The organism is Nonomuraea sp. NPDC050451 (assembly GCF_044458585.1).
Window position 1 is genome coordinate 1 of the sequence record NZ_JBITHZ010000068.1, and the last position, 22,446, is coordinate 22,446.

The 22,446-nt window shown below is 67.5% G+C and carries 26 protein-coding genes and 1 pseudogene; 18 read left to right on the forward strand and 9 right to left on the reverse strand.

Annotation, left to right across the window (positions count from 1 at the left end; translation table 11 throughout):
- Positions 1–26: 26 nt before the first annotated feature.
- Positions 27–584 (reverse strand): hypothetical protein, encoded by a 558-nt coding sequence (locus ACIBI9_RS65400; RefSeq protein WP_397238800.1) that lies wholly within the window; start codon positions 582–584, stop codon positions 27–29.
- 11 nt (positions 585–595) lie between these two features.
- Here ACIBI9_RS65400 and ACIBI9_RS65405 point away from each other — a divergent pair, with 11 nt between their 5' ends.
- From ACIBI9_RS65405 to ACIBI9_RS65425, 5 genes are all read left to right on the forward strand, one after another.
- Positions 596–1,150: a hypothetical protein gene (locus tag ACIBI9_RS65405; RefSeq protein WP_397238802.1), complete on the forward strand. Its 555-nt coding sequence runs from the start codon at positions 596–598 to the stop codon at positions 1,148–1,150.
- A 780-nt stretch (positions 1,151–1,930) separates the two neighbouring features.
- Entirely contained in the window at positions 1,931–2,158 is a 228-nt protein-coding gene (locus tag ACIBI9_RS65410) for a helix-turn-helix domain-containing protein (RefSeq protein ID WP_397238804.1), read from the forward strand.
- A gap of 105 nt (positions 2,159–2,263) precedes the next feature.
- Entirely contained in the window at positions 2,264–2,809 is a 546-nt protein-coding gene (locus ACIBI9_RS65415) for a hypothetical protein (RefSeq protein ID WP_397238806.1), read from the forward strand.
- 191 nt (positions 2,810–3,000) lie between these two features.
- Positions 3,001–3,993, forward strand: coding sequence for an aldo/keto reductase family protein (locus ACIBI9_RS65420; protein ID WP_397238807.1), 993 nt, complete (start codon positions 3,001–3,003; stop codon positions 3,991–3,993).
- 34 nt (positions 3,994–4,027) lie between these two features.
- Positions 4,028–4,933 carry an aldo/keto reductase gene (locus ACIBI9_RS65425; protein WP_397238809.1) on the forward strand — a complete coding sequence of 302 codons (906 nt, stop codon included), beginning with the start codon at positions 4,028–4,030 and terminating at the stop codon, positions 4,931–4,933.
- Between the two features lie 168 nt (positions 4,934–5,101).
- Here ACIBI9_RS65425 and ACIBI9_RS65430 read toward each other — a convergent pair whose 3' ends face one another.
- The gene (locus tag ACIBI9_RS65430; protein WP_397238811.1) at positions 5,102–5,707 is read right to left on the reverse strand and encodes a helix-turn-helix transcriptional regulator; all 606 of its coding nucleotides are present in this window, start codon (positions 5,705–5,707) and stop codon (positions 5,102–5,104) included.
- A gap of 360 nt (positions 5,708–6,067) precedes the next feature.
- Between ACIBI9_RS65430 and ACIBI9_RS65435 the strand changes: the two genes are divergently transcribed.
- On the forward strand, positions 6,068–6,259 hold the full coding sequence (locus tag ACIBI9_RS65435; protein ID WP_397238813.1) for a hypothetical protein: 192 nt from the start codon (positions 6,068–6,070) through the stop codon (positions 6,257–6,259).
- Positions 6,260–6,302: 43 nt separating this feature from the next.
- Here ACIBI9_RS65435 and ACIBI9_RS65440 read toward each other — a convergent pair whose 3' ends face one another.
- Positions 6,303–6,863 carry a YitT family protein gene (locus ACIBI9_RS65440; protein ID WP_397238815.1) on the reverse strand — a complete coding sequence of 187 codons (561 nt, stop codon included), beginning with the start codon at positions 6,861–6,863 and terminating at the stop codon, positions 6,303–6,305.
- Between the two features lie 179 nt (positions 6,864–7,042).
- Positions 7,043–7,810: a glutamate racemase gene (locus ACIBI9_RS65445; RefSeq protein ID WP_397238862.1), complete on the reverse strand. Its 768-nt coding sequence runs from the start codon at positions 7,808–7,810 to the stop codon at positions 7,043–7,045.
- 222 nt (positions 7,811–8,032) lie between these two features.
- Here ACIBI9_RS65445 and ACIBI9_RS65450 point away from each other — a divergent pair, with 222 nt between their 5' ends.
- The 3 genes from ACIBI9_RS65450 to ACIBI9_RS65460 all read left to right on the forward strand — a co-directional run bounded on the left by ACIBI9_RS65450 (position 8,033) and on the right by ACIBI9_RS65460 (position 10,980).
- A complete protein-coding gene (locus ACIBI9_RS65450) occupies positions 8,033–9,520 on the forward strand; it encodes a PLP-dependent aminotransferase family protein (RefSeq protein WP_397238817.1) in 1,488 nt (495 codons plus the stop codon).
- Positions 9,521–9,708: 188 nt separating this feature from the next.
- On the forward strand, positions 9,709–10,029 hold the full coding sequence (locus ACIBI9_RS65455; RefSeq protein ID WP_397238819.1) for a hypothetical protein: 321 nt from the start codon (positions 9,709–9,711) through the stop codon (positions 10,027–10,029).
- 495 nt (positions 10,030–10,524) lie between these two features.
- A complete protein-coding gene (locus tag ACIBI9_RS65460) occupies positions 10,525–10,980 on the forward strand; it encodes a GNAT family N-acetyltransferase (protein ID WP_397238821.1) in 456 nt (151 codons plus the stop codon).
- A gap of 26 nt (positions 10,981–11,006) precedes the next feature.
- Here the strand turns inward: ACIBI9_RS65460 and ACIBI9_RS65465 are convergent, their stop codons facing one another.
- Positions 11,007–11,357, reverse strand: coding sequence for a hypothetical protein (locus ACIBI9_RS65465; RefSeq protein WP_397238823.1), 351 nt, complete (start codon positions 11,355–11,357; stop codon positions 11,007–11,009).
- A gap of 94 nt (positions 11,358–11,451) precedes the next feature.
- Here ACIBI9_RS65465 and ACIBI9_RS65470 point away from each other — a divergent pair, with 94 nt between their 5' ends.
- From ACIBI9_RS65470 to ACIBI9_RS65505, 8 genes and pseudogenes are all read left to right on the forward strand, one after another.
- A complete protein-coding gene (locus ACIBI9_RS65470) occupies positions 11,452–12,084 on the forward strand; it encodes a helix-turn-helix domain-containing protein (RefSeq protein WP_397238825.1) in 633 nt (210 codons plus the stop codon).
- The gene (locus ACIBI9_RS65475; protein WP_397238827.1) at positions 12,077–13,492 is read left to right on the forward strand and encodes a pyridoxal phosphate-dependent decarboxylase family protein; all 1,416 of its coding nucleotides are present in this window, start codon (positions 12,077–12,079) and stop codon (positions 13,490–13,492) included. The genes ACIBI9_RS65470 and ACIBI9_RS65475 overlap by 8 nt, the downstream gene beginning before the upstream one ends.
- An 84-nt stretch (positions 13,493–13,576) precedes the next feature.
- Positions 13,577–13,780 carry a hypothetical protein gene (locus ACIBI9_RS65480; protein ID WP_397238828.1) on the forward strand — a complete coding sequence of 68 codons (204 nt, stop codon included), beginning with the start codon at positions 13,577–13,579 and terminating at the stop codon, positions 13,778–13,780.
- The gene (locus ACIBI9_RS65485) at positions 13,777–14,433 is read left to right on the forward strand and encodes an HAD family hydrolase (protein WP_397238830.1); all 657 of its coding nucleotides are present in this window, start codon (positions 13,777–13,779) and stop codon (positions 14,431–14,433) included. The genes ACIBI9_RS65480 and ACIBI9_RS65485 overlap by 4 nt, the downstream gene beginning before the upstream one ends.
- 360 nt (positions 14,434–14,793) lie before the next feature.
- Positions 14,794–14,955: a hypothetical protein gene (locus ACIBI9_RS65490; RefSeq protein ID WP_397238832.1), complete on the forward strand. Its 162-nt coding sequence runs from the start codon at positions 14,794–14,796 to the stop codon at positions 14,953–14,955.
- A gap of 20 nt (positions 14,956–14,975) precedes the next feature.
- A complete protein-coding gene (locus ACIBI9_RS65495; protein ID WP_397238834.1) occupies positions 14,976–15,248 on the forward strand; it encodes an IS30 family transposase in 273 nt (90 codons plus the stop codon).
- Positions 15,249–15,583: 335 nt separating this feature from the next.
- Positions 15,584–15,800 (forward strand): annotated as a pseudogene (locus tag ACIBI9_RS65500) (DUF6192 family protein).
- Between the two features lie 317 nt (positions 15,801–16,117).
- On the forward strand, positions 16,118–16,345 hold the full coding sequence (locus tag ACIBI9_RS65505; protein WP_397238836.1) for a hypothetical protein: 228 nt from the start codon (positions 16,118–16,120) through the stop codon (positions 16,343–16,345).
- A 203-nt stretch (positions 16,346–16,548) separates the two neighbouring features.
- Here ACIBI9_RS65505 and ACIBI9_RS65510 read toward each other — a convergent pair whose 3' ends face one another.
- Both ACIBI9_RS65510 and ACIBI9_RS65515 read right to left on the reverse strand, forming a co-directional pair.
- Complete coding sequence (locus tag ACIBI9_RS65510; RefSeq protein ID WP_397238838.1) at positions 16,549–17,532, reverse strand: hypothetical protein; 984 nt, start codon at positions 17,530–17,532, stop codon at positions 16,549–16,551.
- Positions 17,533–17,957: 425 nt separating this feature from the next.
- Positions 17,958–18,890: a hypothetical protein gene (locus ACIBI9_RS65515; protein ID WP_397238840.1), complete on the reverse strand. Its 933-nt coding sequence runs from the start codon at positions 18,888–18,890 to the stop codon at positions 17,958–17,960.
- A 325-nt stretch (positions 18,891–19,215) separates the two neighbouring features.
- On the opposite strand from ACIBI9_RS65515, the gene ACIBI9_RS65520 reads away from it, so the two are divergent.
- On the forward strand, positions 19,216–19,737 hold the full coding sequence (locus ACIBI9_RS65520) for a recombinase family protein (RefSeq protein WP_397238842.1): 522 nt from the start codon (positions 19,216–19,218) through the stop codon (positions 19,735–19,737).
- A gap of 457 nt (positions 19,738–20,194) precedes the next feature.
- On the opposite strand, the gene ACIBI9_RS65525 is transcribed toward ACIBI9_RS65520, so the two are convergent.
- Both ACIBI9_RS65525 and ACIBI9_RS65530 read right to left on the reverse strand, forming a co-directional pair.
- Positions 20,195–21,646, reverse strand: coding sequence for an amidase (locus ACIBI9_RS65525; protein ID WP_397238844.1), 1,452 nt, complete (start codon positions 21,644–21,646; stop codon positions 20,195–20,197).
- 421 nt (positions 21,647–22,067) lie between these two features.
- Positions 22,068–22,310: a Tn3 family transposase gene (locus ACIBI9_RS65530; protein ID WP_397238846.1), complete on the reverse strand. Its 243-nt coding sequence runs from the start codon at positions 22,308–22,310 to the stop codon at positions 22,068–22,070.
- Positions 22,311–22,446: the final 136 nt, after the last annotated feature.

Below are 22,446 nucleotides of genomic sequence, written 5' to 3' on the forward strand. Positions count from 1 at the left end.
CCGACAGCTACCTCGCCGGCCTTCACCTACGCGGAGCCATCTTGTGGATCCGAAGCCTTCAACCCATCTGAAGATCTGAACTCCGTACAGGCCCTGGATCGCGTCAGCTGGATGTTGGTCACCCCTGCCGTCCAGCCGGGGATTGCATGGCATGACGGGACGATGGAGCCGAGCTCCGTCAAGGTGAAGGCCTGCTGCATGCTATAGGGCGCCTGGCGCGGCACCGGCAGGTTGAACAGCGCGAATTGATCCATCGGGGCCTCGCCGGGTGGATAGTTGGCCGCGAGCCTGCAGGTCACCTGATGAACGGCGGAGTCGTAGTCGTTCCGCAGCGAGAAGTACGCGCTCGCCAGATAGGAGCCTGCGGGCACGGACAATCTGGCGACCGGCTTGAGCGTGTCCTGGAACTCGATGTTTTCGTGTGCAGGGTTGTGCACAGGTGAGCGGGGCAGTGCGTTCCGGATGTCACTCAGTTCGTCGCTCAGCGTGCTCTCCGTACCGCCTTCCCTCGCCCTCGTCCCGGCCACAGCGTCCAGATCATCGCCCGTCTCGAGGCTTAATGACCGCGCATACACCATCGCCATGGGCCGGAGCGGTGACCACCTGGAAGTCCCCGCCAACACCGGCCTGGAACTACACGGCAGTCGCCTCGACGATCCTGCTGCCGCCCGACGACCACCTGGCCAGCGTCGGCTCGCTGTCGGACGCGGACCTGCCCGACGGCCTGGTCGTCGCCGAGGACGGCGTCGCGTTGGCGACCCGGTGGATCGTCCACGGCGACGAGGACGTCAAGGTCGAGGCAGGCGCATGGACATCTACTACGGACTGCTGGAACGCAGCGTGGAGGAGCATTCCGTCCTGGATGCCGTCATCTCACCTTCATACACAAGACCTCGGCCCTTATCGACCCCGATCCGCTGCGCGTCGGCGTTGCTATGACCCACCATCCGTTGACGGGCTCTCCGGGCCTACCTACGCTCGCGCCCTGCTGGTCCTCAGGGATGAGCGCCGGTTGGGATTTCTCAATGGCCCAATCAGCCACAATGGTCCCATGGAAGCCGCCGCCGGTGGCGACCTCGCCTGGCTCGCACGCCGCGAAGGTGGAGGCTCTCTCCCCCTGGGGGACGCGAACGTCGGCGCCAACTCGTAAGACGGGCCCGCTGGCACCCACGCCAGGCGGCCCTTGGGGCCCCTGGGCACCCTGTGGGCCTTGTGGGCCTTGTGGGCCTTGTGGGCCTTGTGGGCCTTGTGGACCTTGTGGACCTTGTGGGCCAGCCGGACCCTGTGATCCGACCTGGTTCCAGCTGATCGGTGTTTCGACGACCAGGCATCGCTGTCCCTCGGCGGGATCGATGACCCGCAGAACTCCGGTCAGCTTGGCGACGCAGCCGTTGAACACGCCGTCTCCATCAGGGATGGCGGCATACGCCACCACCCCGCCGCCGAGCACGAGGAAGCCTGCTCCGGTCAGAACGCCCAGGGTTCGCTTCAGTGCCATGTGTCCTCCGAGATTCAGGCCTGAGCTTGCTACGGGAACTCTGGTTCCTGCGCCGCGTTCGCGCATGAGTAGGCCCCTACTCAAGTGCCGATAGCTGCTGCACATCGGGCAATACCCTCAAACTGATCTATGACATTCTCAATCGCACCGTCAATAACGCCGTGAAGCGGGACAATGGTTTTGTTCGTGAGTTTCAGAGCCAGATGTCACCGAGTTCGGGCGCCACCGTCGAATGCTGCGCCCACGTCTGGCGTCGATCCGATGCGCTGCTCACGCTCCGTGATAGGCACGGCATTCCGGACCTGCGTTGTCTGCGGCAGAAGTCCGTCCGCACGAGTTGAGGCGTTGCGCGGCCCGATTGGTGAGAGAGCCTGTCCTGGGAGGTACCGGCAGGGACCCTCAGCAGGCCTGCGGAGTGCCTACGCTGGGATTATGGACAACCGGGCGGAAGTCAGCGCATTCCTCAAGTCGCGCCGTGACAAGGTCACGCCGGAGCAGGCCGGGGTGCAGTCGTACGGCGAGAGGCGTGTGCCGGGGCTGCGCCGCAGCGAGGTTGCGCAACTGGCTGGCGTGAGTTCCGAGTACTACACCCGCCTGGAGCGCGGCAACCTGGGTGGCGTCTCCGAAAGTGTTCTTGACGCGCTGGCGCGGGCGTTGTAGCTCGATGAGACCGAGCGGGCGCACCTGCATCATCTCGCTCGTGCCGCGGCGGCCCCGCGGTCCCGGACGCGCAAGCGCGAGGCCGCCCCGGTTGTCCGGCCATCGGTGCTACGGCTGATCGAGGGCATGCCCGCCATGCCGGCGTACGTGGGGAACAACCGCCTCGACGTGCTGGCCATCAATCCGCTCGGCCGCGCCCTGCTCACCGACCTGTACGGCGATCCCGCCTGTGAGGCGAACATGGCCCGGTTCGCGTTCCTCAACCCCGCCGCCCGGCACTTCTTCGTCGACTACGACCGCATCGCCCGCAGCACCGTGGGGCATTTCCGGGCCGAGGCCGCCAAGATCCCGTACGACCGGGACCTGTCGAACCTGATCGGTGAGCTCTCGACGCGCAGCGACACGTTCCGGGTGTTGTGGGGCTCGCACGACGTGTACGCCTTCCGCGACGGCAGCAAGCGCTTCCGGCACCCAGTCGTCGGCGAGCTCACCCTCGACTACGAGGCCCTGGCGTTGCCCGACGACAACGGCCTACAGCTGTCGGTCTACAACGCCGAGCCCGGCAGCGCCGCCGCCGACGCTCTCGCGCTGCTGGCAAGCTGGGCGGCGACCACCAGCGACGCGGCGGGACGTTCACCGGCCGAAAGCTGACTGGCATACCCACCTCCGTCGCGGGCATGCGGACGCTGGGTGGCCTTGCCGGTACCTCCCAGGCCAGGGACTCTCACCCGAGCGGGTACAGCCGGTTTCCTTGAGGAGCAGGGCTGACCGCGACGAACTCGCCGCCGGCTTCGGTGCGCAGGAGGCGGGCCAGCCCTCGCCACTTCTCACGGAGGAACATCATGCGTTACCGCAAGCTCGGCAGCTCAGATCTGGAAGTCTCCGAGATCTCCCTCGGCTCGTGGCTGACCTACTCCGGTGGTGTCGCAGAAGATCAGACCCGCGCGTGCACCGAGGCGGCCTTCGACGCGGGCATCAACTTCTTCGACACCGCCAACGTGTACGGGCAAGGCGCCGCGGAGACGGCCTGGGGAGAGATCCTGTCGAAACACCCGCGCGACTCCTACATCCTGGCCACCAAGGTGTGGGGCCCGATGTCGGACACCGATCAGGGACTGTCCGCCAGCCAGATCGCCAAGCAGATCGACGCCTCCCTGCGCCGGCTGCGCACCGACTACGTCGACCTGTACCAGGCGCACCGCTTCGACAGCACCGTGCCGGTCGAGGAGACCATCGACGCGCTGCAGCAGGTCGTCACCCAGGGCAAGGCCCGCTACCTGGGCTTCAGCGAATGGACCCCGCAGCAGATCCAGACGGCGATCGACATCGCCGGCCCGGAGCTGTTCGTCTCCTCGCAGCCGCAGTACTCCATGCTCTGGCAGTCCCCCGAGACGCAGGTCTTCGGCCTGTCCGCGACCAACGGCATCTCCCAGATTGTCTGGTCGCCGCTCGCGCAGGGTGTGCTCACCGGCAAGTACAAGCCGGGACAGCCGCTGCCGGAAGGATCCCGGTTCGCCGACGACCAGATGAACATCTCCCAGGACCTCGTCTACAACGACGCCACTCTGCATGCCGTGCAACGGCTCGTCCCGATCGCCCACGAACTCGGTATCAGCATGGCCACCCTCGCCCTCGCCTGGGTGCTGCGCCGCCCGGTGGTCGCCTCCGCGATCACCGGCGCCTCCCGGCCCGAGCAGGTCCACGCCAACGCCCGCGCCGCCGGCGTCCAGCTCAGCGACGACATCCTCCAACGCATCGGCGACGCGCTCGGCGACGCGCCCGTGCGCGGCCCCCGCCTCGCTCCGGGCGCCACCGAGGGCATCCTGCACCGCTGACCATCTCCACCTACGTACGAAGACAGGAACAACCATGGAATACATCCGTCTCAACAACGGCGTAGAGATGCCTAAACTCGGCCTGGGCGTCTTCCAGATGACCGACGAGCAGGTCGCCGAGGCCGTCCCCGCCGCCCTCGACGCCGGCTACCGGCTCATCGACACTGCCTCGCGCTACTACAACGAGAAAGCCCTCGGAGCGGCCCTGGACAAGACGAGCGTGCCCCGCGAGGAGCTGTTCATCACCACCAAGCTCTGGTTCAAAGACCACGGCTACGAGCAGACCAAAACCGCCCTGCAGGTCTCGCTGGACAACCTCGGCCTGGACTACCTCGACCTCTACCTGATCCACCAACCCTTCGGCGACTACTACGGCGCCTGGCGAGCCATGGAAGACCTCCTCGACGAAGGCAAGATCCGCGCCATCGGGGTGTCGAACTTCTTTCCCGACCGCTACCTCGACCTGGTCGTTCACAACCGCGTCGTCCCCGCGGTCAACCAGCGCGAAACCCACCCGTTCAACCAGCAAATCGACATGCACGACCTGGCCGCAAAGCACGGCACCATCCTGCAAGCCTGGTCGCCGCTGGCCCAAGGCAACCCCGAGGTCCTGAACGACCCGACTCTGACCGCCATCGCACAGGCCCACGGAAAGACCCTGCCCCAGGTCATCCTGCGCTGGCTCATCCAGCGCGACATCCCCCGCCGTCGTCAAGAGCATCCGCGCGCAGCGGCTGCGCGAGAACATCGAGGTGTTCGACTTCCAGCTCACCGCCGACGAGATGGCGGCCATCGCGGCACTCGACCGCGCCCAATCGAACATGGAGTTCACCCACCAGGACCCCCGAATGCTGGAGCTTCTACTCACCCTCCAGTGACGCGAGAAGAGGCAGCTGACGACGTGGTCAGCTGTCCTCAGCTCGGCTCCTTGTGCATCTAGGGATGTGCTGGACGTGTACACAACGTCGAAGGCCCAGGCCCAGGCGCTCGTACTCGGCATGCACCGCGGTGCCCCGAGGGCCTTACGCCGCCTGGACCACGACCCGTCGCTTATCTGGGGTAGTTGAGCGAAAGCGCTGGTCAGGATCTCGGGGAGGTGTAAGGCACGTCAGCCACGTAGGAGTTCTCCGAGTTGTGCTGCTCGCTCTGCGCGGGTGCGCTGGAGGGCCTGGCGGAGGCGTTCGGCGGGGACTTCGAACGCTGCGAAGTGGCTGGGATTGCCGTACTGGTAAGGCCCGTACACCGGGGGCCGCCAGTCGCCGTCGACCATGGCTCCGCGCTGGAGCACGTCCCGGTTGAAGAACGGCGCGGGTGCCCAGCGACCCCGGTCCGGCTGGTCCAAATCGCTCTCCCCGATTTGCTCGCCGCTCATCTTGTCCTCGGCCCGTCCGGCGAGCTCCCAGTCCCGATAGGTGTCGGGGTGCCACCCGAGGGCGGCGGCGATCTGGGCGCGGCTCTTGCCCACTCGCACGCGCAGATGCACGATCCGCTCGCCGTCGCGCAGGTCACACAGGTCGAGAGGTTCGGGCAAGCCGACCGCACGAGCCAGCCGCGGCAGGACCGGAGCGCGAGGGCGGCGGGTGCCGGCCAAGTAGAAGTTCACCGCCCGCGCAGACAGACCGGCAGCGGCCGCGATCTCCGCCACCGTCAGCCCCTGTTCCTCCCGAGCGGCGCGCAGGCGCAGGCAGTCGTACCCGTAGTCGGCCTCCGACACGGAACCTCCAGCAGACGATGGTGCGGGTCTTGCCGGGCGCCAGCGTGCCACATTCCCCTGAACAAACCGTGGAGACGGACGGGGGTCCGACGGTGCGCTGCGTAGGCTTCCACCGTTTGTTCAGGGTGAAGTCTGGAGCACGGCACATCCTTACGTGGCTGACGTGACAGAACAACCCCTGGATATCGTGCGCACCACCCCCACATGCCCTACGTGCCTTATCTGAACTAAAAGTTGATCACGATGCTGGAGTAGCCGCATCCCTCTCGCCAGGGCGGAGCTCTCAGGTCTTACCAGGTGGGGCGCCGGTCAGACTTCTGTGCCAAGGGCGGGACTGTGCGAACACTACGGACTTCCGCCATGGCAGCTGAAGCCCCGCACGTCGACCGGTACTTCGCCGGGCCAGGCAAGCGTGCGCTCGCCCGTCAGGGGTACGACGTCGTGATGATCGCCGACATCCTGGGGCATTCGCTGGAGACAGCGCGCCGCTACACCCTTGCTACCGAGGCTGACCGCCAGGCCGCCATCGACTCCCTCACAGTGGGCGAGTAGCGCGCCGTTTCGCCTGCCTTCCCGGCGGCCTGAGGCCCCCTCGCTAACCCGGCGGCTGCCGGCGACGAGTAAGGGACGTCCGGGCCTCGTCGCGACTGCGGTAGGCAAACCTGAGCATGAAGAACTGGGCGGTCGGACCGACCGTGAGTGCGTAGAGCACAGTGCCGACGCCCACGCTTCCTCCCAGCAGCCAGCCCACGGCGAGCACGGCGATCTCGATCAGGGTGCGGATGAGGCGGATGGAGCGCCCGGTCGCAGCGGACGCCCCGGTCATCAGCCCATCCCGAGGCCCAGGTCCAAAGCGCGCCCCGACATAGACGGCGACAGAAAACCCGTTGAGGAGGACACCCCCGACCAGCAGGCCGACCCGGGCCGGCAAGCCGAGGTGCTGCGGGATGAGCAAGAGGCCGAGATCCGATGCGTACGCCAGGACGGCGATGTTGGCCACGGTGCCGAACGTCGGCCTTTGCTTGAGGGGAATCCACAACAAGAGCACGAGAACCCCGAGGGCGGCGCTGATCGTGCCGAAACTCAGGGACGTGTGACGGGCGAGCCCTTCGTACAGGACGCTCCAGGGGTTGACGCCCAGCGAGGCCCGCACCATCGCTGAAAGGCTGAATCCGTACAGGGCGAGGCCGATGAACAGTTGGGGAAGGCGTCTCAGCGGACTCTCACCGAGAGGGACGTAAGTGAGCGGCGGCGGCGACGGGCAAGTGCTCGGTGCCAGTGCAGTCGCGACGGGATGTTCTGGACCGTGGGGACGGGGATATGGGGCGTCGCTGCTCACGGACGTGTCCCCAGCGCGCAGACCTGACGGCCCTGCAGCAGTCGGCCTTCGTTGTAGGCCAGCGCCGCTGCTGGAAGCGCAGCGCTACGCCCGCTGAGGATCACGGTCAGGATGCCCTCGGCAGCCGCCGCGGGGGCGGGCTGCTCGCCGATCCGGCGCAGTGCCTGGGCGGCGACCGCGCCGGCCGAACCGTGCAGGATGAGGGGTGGCATGCCAGGCTGCTGCACAGCCGCGCGGATGCGCTCGGCGATGAGTTCGTAATGCGTGCAGCCCAGAACGATGGCCCTGACGTCTTGCGGGGTGCGCTCTGCCGCGGCGGCGACCGCGAGGGCGGCGGCCGCCGCGTCCGCGTACTCGACGGCGTCGGAGAGTCCAGGGCATGGCACCTCGGTGACGCTCACACCATCGGCGAACTCGTCAATGAGACCGCGCAGCTGAGGGCTGCCGGAGACGGCGGGCGTGGACCAGACGGCGACCGGTCCGCCGCCTGCGGCAGCCGGTTTGATCGCCGGGACCGTGCCGATGACCGGCATGTCGGGTTCGAAGCGGGCGCGCAGGGTGGGCAGGGCGTGCAGGGTGGCGGTGTTGCACGCGACGATCAGTGCATCTGGGCGGTGCGCGGCAGCTGCTTCGGCGACGGCGAGCGCGCGGGCGGCGATGTCCTGCGGCGCGCGCGGTCCCCAGGGCATGCCGTCGGGGTCCGAGGAGAGGACGAGATCGGCGTCGGGGCGCAGACGGCGTACCGCGGCGGCCGCCGCAAGCAGTCCGATTCCGGCACCGACGAGCGCGATCTTCGGCCGGTCGCCATGGATGGATGCCCGTGCCGTTACGGCGCGTTCCCCATGGGTGTGCCGCAGATCGCACTCCCCGCGATCCATCTCCTGCTCCATACCAGTCGCCTCCGGCCTGCTCGTGTCTCAATGCCACTGGCGGCGATTCTGTACATTGATTGGCTGCAAGAGCATAGCCAATCTCTGGAGAGTGGCATGGCCGACTCAATACCGTTCCGGACCACGGACAGGGTGGACCGCCCCAAACGGACGCTGGGAAGCCGGCAGCTCGCCGCTATGCTGCCCGACCCGGCGGGAGCCAGACCCGTCTACCGCCACCTGGCCCAGGCGATCAGTGCCCTGATCCTCGACGGACGGATCGCATTGCACGCCAGACTTCCCGCCGAGAGGGAACTGGCCGCCGCCCTGAACACCAGCAGGCCCACCATCACCGCCGCCTACGATTTGCTGCGCCAGAGCGGCTACGCCCGCAGCCGCCAGGGCTCCGGCACCTGGACCGCGCTGCCCGAGGGCCGTACCCCCACCGGCGTCGCCCGGGTCCTCGCCCCGCGGGACACCGCCATCGACTTGGCCAGGGCCGCCCCCGCGCTTCCGGAGCAGGTACTCGTCGACGCCCTCGGCCACGTCGCCCCTCGACTGGCCGAGCACACGCACGGGCCCGGTTACTACCCCTTCGGCCTGCCGGACCTGCGTGCCGTCATCGCCGAGCGTTTCACCCAGCGAGGCCTGGCCACCGTGCCCGAACAGATCCTGGTGACCTCCGGCGCCCAGCACGCCCTCACGCTGGTCCTCGGGCTCCTGTCCACACCTGGCGACCGGATCATGGTCGAGAATCCGTCCTACCCGAACGCTCTGGACGCTATGCGTCGAGCCCGACTTCGCACCGTGTCAGTCCCAGTGTCCGACACCGGTTGGGACATCGAGATCATCGAGTCCACCCTGCGCGAAGTGGTACCCCAACTCGCCTACCTGATCGCCGACTTCCACAACCCGACCGGTCTCCTCATGCCCGAGCAAGAACGCGCCCGCAGCCTGCGCGCCGCTCAGCGCACCGGCACCTGGCTCGTCATCGACGAGACCCTGGCCGACCTCGCCCTCGACGTCCCCGCCCCGCCGCCCTTCGCCTCCCACGCCACGCCCAGCGGGGCCGGACAGGTCATCACCATCGGCTCGATGAGCAAGACCTACTGGGGCGGCCTGCGCATCGGCTGGCTGCGCGCCCCCTCCCGTCTGGTGACCGAACTCGCCGCCCAGCGGATCGCCACCGACTTGGGCGGCTCGGTCCTGGACCAACTCCTGGCCCTCGACCTCCTGGCTCGGGCGGTAGAACTGTTGCCGCCCCGTCTGGAACGCATGCGCGAACAGCGTACGGCCCTGGCCGCCGCCCTCGCCGAGCACATCCCGCAGTGGACCTGGCAGTTACCGCCCGGGGGTCTGTCACTGTGGGTCGACCTGGGCGAGCCCATCGCCTCGGCGCTGGCTGAGCGCTCACTGGACTACGGCGTGCGGATCGAGGGCGGCGCCTATTTCGCCACCGACCCCGGCATCTTCGAACAACGCCTCCGCATTCCCTACACAACGCCCCCCGATACCCTGCGCGAGGCTGTGCACCGCATGGCCACCGCCCTCGCCGACGGCCTCCCACTCCCGTCCACCAACCGACAACCACATTGGGTCGCCTGAGAACACTGCGCCGCCGGTTCCTGCCGCCATCAGCCTCCTGCGCCTGGTGAGTTTCTGTGCGAACGGGCCCGCATCCACTGGCCGCGCGACATGTCGGGGCATGTCATTGCGAGTATGAGGTAACGATCCCCGGTTCAGTGTTGACCTCGACAGTGACGTTGGACGAGGCCTTCGTCGATTGCTAGACGGTGCTGCGTCGTAACGGCATCAAGTCGGCGTTGCCAGAGTGGTTCGGGGTCGGCGGTGGCCGGCTCGGCAGGCTGCGCGAGAAGACCACCGAGGGCATCCGCTTCCGGCTGCGCTCCGATCCCGGCGTCGAAGAACAGGTACGAGACCTGGCCACGCGGGAGAATGCCTGCTGCGCGTTCGTCGCCTTCGACGTCACCACTGCGTGCACGCTGCCCACCGCCGAGCAGCCGCTGCGCGAGGCCGAGTTCGACGCGTTGTTCGCCGAAGCGGTCCGGCAGATCGAGCGGCCGGAGCGCACCGGCTGGGGCCAGGCGAACTGAACGCCGCAACTGCGCGGCCCCGCGTGAGGACGGCTCTGAGCAGGGTGCGCCCTTGACCCGTACGGCACTGAGCCTTCGGCATTGAGCAGGTCATGAACGGTGGTGGGGCGGAGCGTCAGGGTGCCGACATGATAGCCGTGGGCGCAGATCCGGCTTCTTGATCGCGAAGCGTCGTCTGTTGGCCGTCATTCCACTGCGGTGACCATGCATCGGTTCTGCTTATGCCCAGCGTCAGCAAGAGCCACTTGTTCTGATGCAAGCCTCTTGCGCAGGATGGGCGATGAACGTGACCGGATGATCACGGCGAAGCGTTGTGCCTGGAGGAGTCATGCCGTTGCCCGAAGACCACCGTCCACCCGAGCGCTGTCGGAGCTGCGGTCGGCCTGGCGTGTGTGCGAAGGTCGAATCGTCTCACTACACCTCCGAAGGTGTCGTGTGCTATCTGAGATGCACATGTGGCCACCGCTGGGTAGCCTCACGACTGGTTGGGCTGCGATGCGAGAACTAGCACGCGACTCTGTGATCACACGCAGAGAGGATGGATACGAAGCCGACACGGACTCAGATCGTCTTGATGTCGGCCTGGTCCACCACTGGCTTTCGACCGATGCGTTCTGGGCTCTGGGCCGCACCCGGGAGACAGTCGAGCAATCCATCCGCGCATCTGTGAACTTCGGCCTCTACGGGCCCGGCGGGCAGCAGGTCGGCTATGCCCGCGTCGTCACCGACCTGGCCACCTTCGCGTGGCTCTGCGATGTCTACGTCGAGCAGGCCCACCGCGGGAAAGGTCTGGGCACCTGGCTGGCCTCAGCGGTTCGCGATCACCTCGCCCCCTACAAGCTCAAGCGGGTGATCCTGTCCACGGTCGACGCCCACGAGGTGTACGCCAGGGTCGGCTTCGTGCCGTTCCCCGACCCGCAGAAGCTGATGATCTTAAAAGGTGCGGGATGAGCGCCGCGGCGTGAACCCGGCCACGCTTATCCATCGCCCCGACGTGTGCTCGGCGTAGTCGTCGGATGGGTGTGCAGCCAGTCGAGGACCTGCTGGGCGTGGGGGTCGGGCGGGAAGATCGGGTGGAAGACGTGCTCGATCCGGCCGCCACGGATGACGAGTGTGAGCCGCCTGTAGAGACGAAGGCCGCCGGTGGCGTAGCTGGGTAGGAAGTCCGTACACCCACCGTGCCGGCGGCGGTCAGCTCCGCGCGATGGTCGCGGAACCCGCAGGCCTCGGGCGTTCAGCACCGTACGCCGATCCGTGGTGGGCAGGTGGTCGGCGCCGCCATCATCGAGCGGCACCGGCAGGTTGGCAGGCAGCTGTTCCCAGTTCACCGGTCTCTCCCATTGAACACCATCGGGGCTGGCGCCCACGGGTGCCCACGACAAGCGTATTCCGCTATAGAGGAGGATTCGCTACTATAGTGGAATGATGATGGAAGGCGGCGGGATGTTATTCAGTGGGTTGTCGATGGCGGACCTGGGTGCGCGGCTTCGCGCCCACCGCCGTGCCCGTGGCCTCGCACTGGAACGGCTGGCCGAATTGAGCGGCGTCAGCCGGAGCATGGTGTCCGATGTGGAGCGGGGCGCGAAGACGCCGACCGTGCTGGTCCTGGATCGGCTGGCCACCGCGCTGGGCACCTCGATCGCCCGACTGCTGGACGAGTCACGCGGCGAAGAGGCAGTGGTTCTGCGCAAAGCGCGGCAGCGGGTAGTGCATGATCCAGCGGGTTGGGAGCGCCGCATCCTGTCCCCGGTGCTGCCGGGCGTGGAATTCGAGTTCATGCGCACCATCCTGGGACCCGGCGTCGATGCCGGCGAGTTCTCGCCGCATCCGCCGGGCTCACGCGAGTACGTGGCCGTGGAGTCGGGCCGGTTGACCCTCACGATCGATGGCGAGAGGTACATGTTGGACGCTGGGGACTCGGTGTACTACCCCGGCAACTGCCGGCACGGGTTCGTCAATGACGCGGGTTCGGAGTCTGTGTACTACCTGGTGATGGACCTGAACACGGCAGCGGCGGCACATCAGACCCAGCAGGTCGAGGACGTCGATGGATGACCTGCGGCGGGCGGGCGCAGCCGCCGTCGATGTGACGGCCGACTACCTTGCAGGCGTCCGGGAACAGCGGGTGTGGCAGCCTGTGGCGGAGGAGGACCGCGCCTGGCTGACCGGCCAGGATCTGCCCACCGTGGGCCGGTCGCTGGATGAGTTGGTCCATGACGTTCGTGTCCGGATGTTGCCGTACCCGATGGGTAACGGTCATCCCCGGTTCTTCGGCTGGGTGAACTCCCCGCCCTCGCCAGCCGGTGTGCTCGTCGCGTCGATGGCGGCGGCGTTGAACCCGAGCTGTGCCGGCGGCGAGCACGCAGGGGCGCTGCTGGAGTATGCCGTGGTGCGCTGGTTGGCGGATCTGGCAGGCTACCCCCACACCGCCGGTGGCGGGCTGCTGACCAGCGGCGCCTCCATGGCCACCATCATCGGCCTCGCCTCGGCCCGCCAGCGTGCCGCGCGGCAGGACGGATGGGACGCCCGCGAAGAAGGGCTCTGCGGCCGGCCGCCAATGGTGATGTATGTGTCTGCGGAAGGGCACAGTTGCCTGCGCAAGGCCGCTGAGCTGCTCGGCCTGGGTGCCCGCCATGTACGGGTGGTCCCGGTGGACGGCCGGTTCCGCATGGATGTCGACGCGTTGCGCGCCTTGATCGCCCAGGATGCCAAGGCAGGGCTGCGCCCGTTCTGCGTGGCGGCGAGCGCGGGCACCGTCAACACCGGCGCCGTCGACCCGCTGGAGGAGATCGCCGATGTCGCCGCAGACCGCGGCTTGTGGTTCCACGTCGACGGCGCCTACGGGGCACTCGGTGTTCTCGCCGACGGCGCCGCGGCAGCCTACGCGGGCATCGAACGGGCCGATTCGCTAGCGCTGGATCCGCACAAGTGGCTCGGCGTCCCGGTCGACTGCGGCTGTGTCCTCCTGCGCGACCGGGCATCGTCGCGCGACGCGTTCAGCCTGGTCCCGGCCTACCTGCGCGACGACAGTGCCGCAGGACTCGGTTGGTTCTCCGAGTACGGCCCGGAGCAGACCCGCCCATTCCGGGCGCTGCGAGCCTGGGCGACGATGTCGTACCTCGGCCGGGACGGGATTGTCCGGCTCGTCAACCAGACGGTACGGCTCGCCCACACGCTGGCCGCAATGATCGAGGCGGCGGACGACTTCGAGCTGCTGGCCCCGGTCACCACGTCGATCGTCGCGTTCAGGTATCGCCTGGGCAACCGCGACGGCCGAGTCGATGACCTCAACCGCGCGATCCCGGCCGCCGTCCAGCAGCGCGGGCGCGCCTTTCTGACCGGCACCCGGATCGGCGGCATGGAAGCGCTGCGCGCGTGCTTCCTCAACCCCGCCACCACTACGGAGGACCTATCCATCCTGCTCAACGAGACCCGCATGGCAGCCGAGGAGATCGCAGCGTAAGCACCCGCTGCCTGGCCATCAATCGCAGCGGGCGAGCGAAACCTAGCCTGCTGTTCAATCGGCCGCCCCGTCCACCTGCTCAACATGAGCGTCGTCTACGGCATCGACGACGCCCGCGCCCACCTCGCCTCGGTCTACATGACCGTCTACACCCTCGGCGGCGTCGTCGGCGCGGCCGTCGGCCCCTCTGCCTACGCGGCCGGTGGCTGGAGCGCGACCTGCCTCCTCGGCGCCGCCTTCCTCGCGATCGCCCTCGTCCTGACGTTCACCCGAACGGAGAACCCATGAAACCCAAGCTGGTCATCTTCGACAACGACGGCGTCCTCGTCGACAGCGAACCCACCGCACACCGCGTGCTGTCGGAATACCTAACGGAACTGGGCTTCCCCTTCACTTTGGAAGAGTCCTACCGATACTTCCTCGGCAACGCCGCCCGCACCGTCCACACGGTTGTCGCCGACCGCTACGGCGGCACGCTCCCCGCCGACTTCACCGCACGCTGCCACGAGCGGGTGTTCACCGCCTTCAGGCAAGGGTTGGCCGCCGTCCAGGGCGCTTCCACCGTCCTGACCGAGCTGCGGCGCCGCGGCATCCCCTACTGCCTGGCATCCTCCTCCGACCACGCCTGGATCGACCTCACCCTCGACCGGACGGGCCTGCGCCCCCTGCTGCCGCCCGAGGTGGTCTTCAGCGCCCAGGACGTCGGCGGCGTCGGCAAGCCCGCCCCCGATCTCTTCCTCCATGCCGCGGCCTCGTTTGGCAGCGACCCGCGCGACTGCCTGGTCGTCGAGGACAGCCCCAACGGCGTCCGCGCCGCGAAAGCCGCCGGCATGCCCGTCGTCGGCTACATCGCCCTGACCCCTGCGAGCAGGCTCACCGGAGCCACATCCCTCATCACACACCTGACCGGGATCCTCGGCCACCTCGACCACGACCGTTGAACCGAGGCCACAGACATCCACACCAGTCAGCAACTGAACACCCCCGCTGAGCCCGAGGGCGCTATCTGGCGGCTTCCCACGCCTACGCGGCGATCCCGAGATCGAGACGCGACTCCATCCCCAGGTCGCGATGACCTCGTCCCGGGAGGGGGTCAAGTACTTCTGGGTCGTGGTCGTCACGTCATGGCGTGGGCGTACGGCGACAACGGCGAGGAGCGAAGGAGGAAGCCTGGCGCAAGGGTGTCCCGCGAGGCCGGAATCAGCCGCTGTGGTGGACGCTTCGGCGTCCCTGGAGGCCGCTGAACTACACGGCGGCCCGGGCCAGGCCCGAGGGACCTTGGCCGACGGTGATCTGGAGACATGATGGGCACGCGCCCGTCGGCGATCGCCACGCTCGTCGAGCGCACCAGCCGCTACACCACCCTGGTCGCCCTGCCCGACGGCATCCAAGGCCCACCAGGTCCGGCCCTATCTAACCCAGCAGCTGCTGAGCATCCCCCGAACCGCTGCGCCAATCCCTGACGTGGGATCGCGGCCGCGAAATGGCCGAGCACCAGATCCTCAGCGCAGACACCGGCATCCAGGTGTATTTCTGCCACAAGCGCAGCCCCTGGGAACGCGGAACCAACGAGAATACCAATCGGCTCCTGCGCCAGTACATGCCCGAGAACTCCGACTTACGCACACTCGACCAAACCGACCTGGACCAGATAGCCGCCGAGCTCAACGACCGACCGCGACACACCCTGGGATACCGATCACCGGCAGAGGTCCATAGTGACCTCCTGACCAGCGGTGATACATCGACCATTTGAGACCACCGTCGTTTGCGGGACGGCCGTGAAGGTCTTGGCCCTGATCGTGTTTCCGCAGGAACGATCGTCCCGAAACCCGTTGTCGCTTTCGAAGTTGTGTGCACGGCTGTCCTGGGCTTTCGGGGATCCGTGCAGAGGACTGTGAAGCACCGGCTTGTCCGTAGTTCTCTGCGCTACCGTGCTTTATTCCGTACTCGCGTGCGCGACGGTGAGGTCCCTGCAGGCGGCTGAGCGGTCCATGCGCGACGCTGAGCACATGGTCAACCGGGCGCGCAGTCGAGCATGCTCAGCAGGTCGGCCGGGAGGTACGGCAGCGTACGCCCGCCCTGCCCCGCATCGAGCGCAGCCGCGACTTCCTCGACCTCGTCGGGGCGTGCTCCCTGTTCGTGGCCTCGGTGGGCCGCACCCGGCCTTCGCGACCATCGGTTCACCGAAGACGAGCGCGCCGTGGTGGCGCGCAACGTGGCGCGCGTCCGGGCGACCGCTGACTGGCTGGAGGCGGCCATCGACTCGGGGGACGTGAGCCTGGCCTGGTTGCTACGCGGCGAGTAGCACCATGCCTTCCAGAGGCTTGGCGGCCAACGTCTGCGGGGAGCAGCTGCGTCTGACTCTCACGAACTGCTCCTGTCAGCGGCGAAATGTCCCATGAATGTCCTGCTGGTTACCTGGCGCCAAGCCTTCTTGGACATTAGCGTAAATGACACACGGGTGACGAAATTGTCGACACCTCCAGACATACGTCTGTCTTCAATCGCGTGGAGCCGAATTGGCGGTCGCTTCTCTGCTGGGCAAGTAGTGGCGGCCTATACCGGTTCCGCGCCTGACGTAGCCGGCCGTATGACGAAGAAACGACGAAAGGAAGCGGAGAAATGAAGCGAAACATCACCGGAAGAATTGCCATTACTGCGATCGGCGGTCTCGCGGCTCTACTACTCTCCGTCAGTCCCGCGCAGGCCAAGGAGACGGCAGGTCACTGGTACGGCCCCTACTCCACCAAGGGAATTTGCGAATACTGGAGGAACGGTGTGCAGGCAGGTGGGACACAGACCCATCCCTGCTTTGATGACCAGGGCTGGTACTTCTGGGCAGCGTCCTGAGTGGTCAGTACTCCCAACCGCATGCCTATCGCCAGGCAGGCAGATTCCAGAAAGGTCCGTCCGGGGCACTGAGCCATCACCGTTGTTCCTCGTGTCACGGTGAGCCCGAAGTCCGATTGGTGTGGGGAACTCGCGCGCAGCCGGGTCGAAATCACTTCCTCCACGGCATGCCATAGTTTCAGCGAGCCGTACTGCCGGACCAGTCACCACTCACCCTTTGGGTCACGGCGAGTGGTGACTTGGAGCCGGTCGCCACGTCGAGCAGGGTGACGTTGTCTCCAAACCCCAGTTTCTCGGCGACGGCGCGCCGAGCTGGGCGGCAGTAGGCCCCATCCACCAGGGCGAACAGCTCTCGTCATCGAACCGAAACGAAGATCAGGTTCAGAGCGCCAATTTCTGCACTCAGCCTCCTCGAAGGCCGACTCGCGCGAGCCGGGGGCCAGGTCGTGCACGCGGTGGTCATGGAGTTTCGGCGTGGTCCGCCAGCAGGGCGTCCATCCTGGCCAGCATCTCGGGGGGGATGCCTCACTGCGGATGCCCGCGATCACCACGGCCCGGTCGAAGGAATGCTCGCCCGGGTGGCCGTCGAACAGCAGGGATTCTTCCGGATCGTCAGCCAGGTCGTCAGCGGGTTCGCCCGCGGCGGGGCAGGGCGCCAGGCCGGTCAGCTCGCGCACAGCGCGCTCCAAGCGCGGCCAGACGTCGTCGTCACCGCACCACGCCTGCGCCAGCGCCAGGTGCGGGCCGGGGTGCCCGGCCTCCAGTTCGCACTCGTAGACCACGCTGCGGTTGGGGACCGCTGTCCGGTCCGCCATCGACTGCAGGCCGGCCCATTCGGCGTCGGTGAGCGCGTTGAAGTGCGGGCATGTGCCGTCGCCTTCGGCCTCCCGTGCCGTGCCCTTGGTCATCGCGGAGACCAGGACGACCGCGGTGAACGCGCGCGTGGCGCTGACCTCGATGCGTTCCTGGTCGTCTTCGGTCAGCTCGACGCCGCGGAGCTGGTCATTGAGCAGGGTCAGGTGGGTGGCGAAGCGTTCGCACGCGTTCTGCAGCGCGTTCGCCACATCGGCGCCCTGGCCGTGGTCGGCAGTCATGCCGTTCAGCGTCGGGGAGCGTGGTCGGCACGCCCCGGGATTCCCGCAGGCTTTGCGTTTTGCCGCGTTGCCGGAGGGCTGGGCCCCGGTCACAGGACGGGTTCAGACGGTGGGCAGGTCGACAAACGCGGCCGCGCGCCGCACTTGGCGGTGGGCCTTCTCCTCGGTCTTGACGCGCGCAGCCGGTCGGTGGTGCGCCGGTCGGCCTCGCAGGCGTCGTAGCTGAGCATGCGGGCGACGCTGGTCGGGTGCCAGCGGCCGCCGCGCTTGGCCGGCACCCCCTTCGGCGTTGAGCCGCCCGGCGATGGCCCGGATGGGGTTCCCTTAGTATCCGCCGAACATCCAACACATTTGCGTGACCAGCAGAAACGCCGGCAGAGGTGGATCCGTATCGCGGAAGGAGACCACGGCGGGTTGCTCACCCCGTGGTCGACGCTGGCGCTGCGGCGGCTTCGTCCCAATGACAGGCTGTTGCTCTGGCGTCGGCAGCCATCGAGCGGGCAGAAGCCTGCCCTGCCTCATCGCCTTGATCGCCGGTTTTCCAGCAGCAGTTCCCCCGCCCACGTGAGCGTCGACACGGCGGCGCCCGCCAGGAGACCGGCCCAGAACAGAGCCTGTTCGGCGGCCTGCTTGCCGGGGATGGAGATGAGCCGGGCGTGCGGTCCGGCGAGATATCCCCCCTGGTCGGAGTTCCCGGCAGGCTCATCGGGGTCAGCCCGCCACTCGAGGCCCGTCGTGGGCTCGGGGACGGTCTCCGGGCTGGGGTGGTACCAGGCCAGCAGCAGCGGGTCGGACTTGTCGCGGCCATACTCGGTGCCGGACTCCACGACGCTGTCGAGCGGCATGCGGCCGAGCTGCCAGGAGATGCGCGTGTCGTCGGCGTTCGTGGCGCCCCCGTACATGACCGATGGAGCGGCGAGCACGGTCGTGTATCCGCGGGAGATCACAAGTGGCTCCCTCGATCGCCCGCTGATGCGGACGGGCTCCAGGAGCAGGGAATCCGCGCCAGAGCGGCAGAGTTGCCCGTCAATCACCGATGTGACCCGCCGAGTCCGGTCGTTGAGCTCCATCTCCGACAACCGCGCATCGCCGTCGAGGGTGATGCGATAGCCATAGCACGGCGGAGCTCCCTTCCTCGCAAGGCCGGTCATCACGAACTCGTACGTGTCCGGCCCGCACTGCGCCAAATCTTTCTGGTCGAGCGCGATCCCCTCCGCCTGGAGTTCGGCGCAGGGGTTCGCCTTGACGGCCAGCGTGAGGAGGTCGAGAGCACGTTCGCCCTCTGGCACGGTCACGTACACGCCGATGCTCCCGTCGAAGCGGGTGTACAGGGGCACGGGCGCGGCGGTCTGGTACAAGTTCCAGGCAGCCGCGCCGAGCAGCGCGGACAGCGCGAACATCCCGATGATCAGCCGGTGACTGCGCGGGCGCCTCGCGGTTGGCCCGGGCACAGGGAGATCCTTCTGAGGCGGCCGAGGGGCGCCCTGGCACAGGTGCCGCACCGTCAGCCCCACGAGCACGGCGAGCCGGAGAAGTCCCACGGGTTTCAGGTTCGCACGGGCCGGCGCCCGGCGACGGAGAGTCCGCGGAGCTCCAGATAAAGAATTCACCGCCCTGCCGCGCTCTCTGCACTGGCTGGTCCGCTCGCCAATCCCTTGAGGGTACGGCTCGTGCCCCGTTGCCTTAGCCGGCTGCAGACGGCCGGCCGCAAGCGGCGATCAGCGCCGCCAGTCCGGGCGAAGAGTGTATGTGGATCATGGTCCCGAGGAGCAAGACGTGATCATCCAGACCGAGCAACTCATGGCCCTCGGCTTGCCCGAAGACCGGATCTACATCGACCGCGGCTTCTCCGGCACCACCCGCCGCAACCGCGCCGGCCCCGACCAGGCCCTGGCCCCCGTATGGGACGGCAGCGTCTTCCCCGTGACCAGGTTCGACCGCTTCGCCCGCAACATGGCCGAGGCGAACGAGATCCTCACCGACCTGTCCAGACGCGGCGTCCTGTTCGGACTCGGCGGCTCGGTCTACGACTGGAACGACCCGTTCGGACGGTTGTTCCTGCAGACCCTCGCCATGGTCGCCGAGTTCGAGGCCAACCTCGGGCACACGCGCACTCGTGAGGGCATGGCCCTGACCAAGAAGAACGGCAAGCTCAAGGGCAAGCAGCCCAAACTGCCCGAATCCGCCCGGCGCTCCATCCGCCGCCGATACGCCGAGGGCGAGGTGTCTTTGGCCGACCTGGCCACCGAGTACAGCGTCGGGCGCTCCACCATCCACGCACCAGAAACCTCCAGGTAGAGCGGTCGCACGCCGAAGCTGAACATCACAGTTCACGCATGATCATTCTCAGCGCCAACGGCTGTTCCCGGGTTCCCCGACCCCGAATTCGATCGGCCCAAGCGGCAGGGCTTGCAGGGGCCGTTCCACTTCCAAGGATGTGGAACGAGCTGCCCTGAGCGTCCTCATCACTTCGCCCCTGATGCGCCGATCCTTAACGGCTCCCCTTCACGGACCGAATGTCGATCTCCCGCGAGCGTCGTTCAGCAGACGGGCGGCCGCAATGATGGCCTGGGTCCGCCGGCGCGCCGACGCGATCTCACCCCTCACCTAGCCCGTCCGCTGCCGATGGCCGGCGCGGGGCGCGATGGCGGCATCATCGGGGGGTGCCGGCGCCGGATGGCCAGCACCGTGGACTTCCTGTGTCGGGAGGAGACTGATCCGTACCTCGTCCTCGACGGATACCCGGCAATATGCTCTATTTCGGTGCGTGGAAGCCGCCGATCTTCTGCTCGAGCAGTTCGGCCAGCCGCAGCGGGGTGCGGTCCTCGAACATCGGACCGATGAGCTGCACTCCCACCGGCAGGCCCTCGGGGGACCGACCCGCTGGTATGGCGGTGGCGGGCAGGCCGGGCATGGTGGCCAGGCCGGCCCAGACGAGCTGGTCGAAGTACGGGTACTCGACGCCGTCGATGTCGATGCGCCGTTCCAACGGATTGGGGTTGTGGTCGTGCGGGAACGCGGGCGTCGGCGTGATCGGGCACACCACGGCGTCGAACTCGGCGAACAGCTGCCGCCAGCCGTGGCGGTGGACCTCGCGGCGGTTGTTCGCCTCCATCCAGTCGCGGTGGCTGAACACCATGGCGCGCAGCCGCACGGCGTCAAGACTCTGGTCGTCCGCGCTCAGTCCGGCGGCGCGGGTCCGCAGCTGTTCGTGCGATTCGATGGGAAAACGCGCAACGGAGCCCGAAATCAGCAACTGCATGTAGAGCGTCGCGGCTTCGGTCAGATCGGGCAACAGCGGACTGTGCCGTCCAACGCGGGCGCCGCCGTCGACGAGCGCGGCGGCCACCCGGTTCACGCCCGCCCGCACGGCGGACCCCGTCGGAATGAGCGGATGCTCGTCGAGGACCAAGACCCGAAAATCGCAGAGCCGCTCGTGGCGGGCGGGCGGCAGTGCCAAACGGTGCGCCACGCCGAGCGTCAGCGGGTCCGGTCCGGCCATGACGTCGAGCAGGAGCGTGAGGTCGCGGGCGGTGCGCGCCATCGGACCGACGACGGCGAGGTCGAGGTCGGCGGGCAACGCAGGCTCGGACGGCGGGACCATACCGCGGTTGGCCGCCAGTCCGAGCGTCGGCTTGTGCGCGTAGACGCCGCAGAAATGCGCGGGGGTGCGCAGCGAGCCGGCGAGGTCGGAGCCGATGGACAGTGCGCCGAACCCGGACGCCAGGGCCGCCGCCGACCCGCCGGAGGATCCGCCCGACGTACGACCGTGATCCCACGGGTTGGTGGTGGTGCCGTAGATCTCGTTGAAGCTCTGTATATCTTGCAGCCCCAACGGCACATTGGTCTTGCCGAGCACCACCGCGCCCGCGGCCTTGAGTCGCGACACCTGTACCGCGTCCTCGGCCGGCACATAGTTCCGGTGCGGCGGCATGCCCCAGGTCGTGGGCAGCCCGGCGATGTTGTACGACTCCTTGACCGTCACCGGAATGCCGAGCAGCGGCCGGTCCTCACCACGCGCGCGTGCCTGGTCAGCACCGCGCGCGGCGACCCGCGCACGGTCGAAGTCCGGCACGCAAATAGCGTTGATCACCTCGTCGTCCCGCTCGATACGGGCGATCGCCTCGTCGGTCAGTTCCACCGAGCTCACTTCACCGGCACGCAATGCAGCTGCGAGGTCTTCGGCCGCCTGAAAATTCCATTCCATGGAGTTGACTCTAACGGCCTGCCGTAAACGCTTTTCCCCACACGTCGCCCGCATTCGCCGGAAAAGTCGAAACGGCCACCTTCACTGGCCGAAGTCACGCACTTGTTCTGCCGTCCAAGATGCTCCATCCCAGGTCAGTAGGGTCGACAGCAGGTCGACTCCACTGGCAAGGGCATGAAATGCCGCTTCATGCAACGAGATAGACATCTCAATTCTCATCATGCATCTCTCCGGCCATCGACTATTCGTCGACTGCTGGCCATAGCGTGCGGGGATTGTCCAGTAAACGGGGTAGCTCATTTTAAATTGGTTCTATCGAGATGGCTGGGGTCAGCGGCCTTCGAAGCGGGCGCGGCCGGCTCATGTACCCGGACGCGCCGCGTCGGCCATCACCGCAGACTGAAGCTCGCGCCGGGGCGGCTCAGGGCGTCATTCCCAGCTCGCGCAACCGCGCGGGGCGCAACGGCCGCCAGCCGCTGGTGTCGAGCTTGGCCAGGTCCGCCTCCACGTCCACGTTGATGACGCCGAAGAAGTTGATGTTGTCGCTGTGCCCGGGCGAGATGTGTGACAGGATCTCGTCGCTCACCTCCCGGCCCTGGGAACGCAGCTCCAGCACCGCTCTGGAATAATATTCGGTCGTCCAGGCGACCACCGAGTTGGTCAAGCGCGCAGGCGGAGGCAGTGGCCGAGTTCGAGCTCGGTCTTGAAGAAGTGGTCTTCAGCCAATGCACTGCCTCGTCAGGCAGGACGCCCGACTTCAGGGCGAGCGCGGCCGGGCCGGCGATGACCGCGCCAGGGGT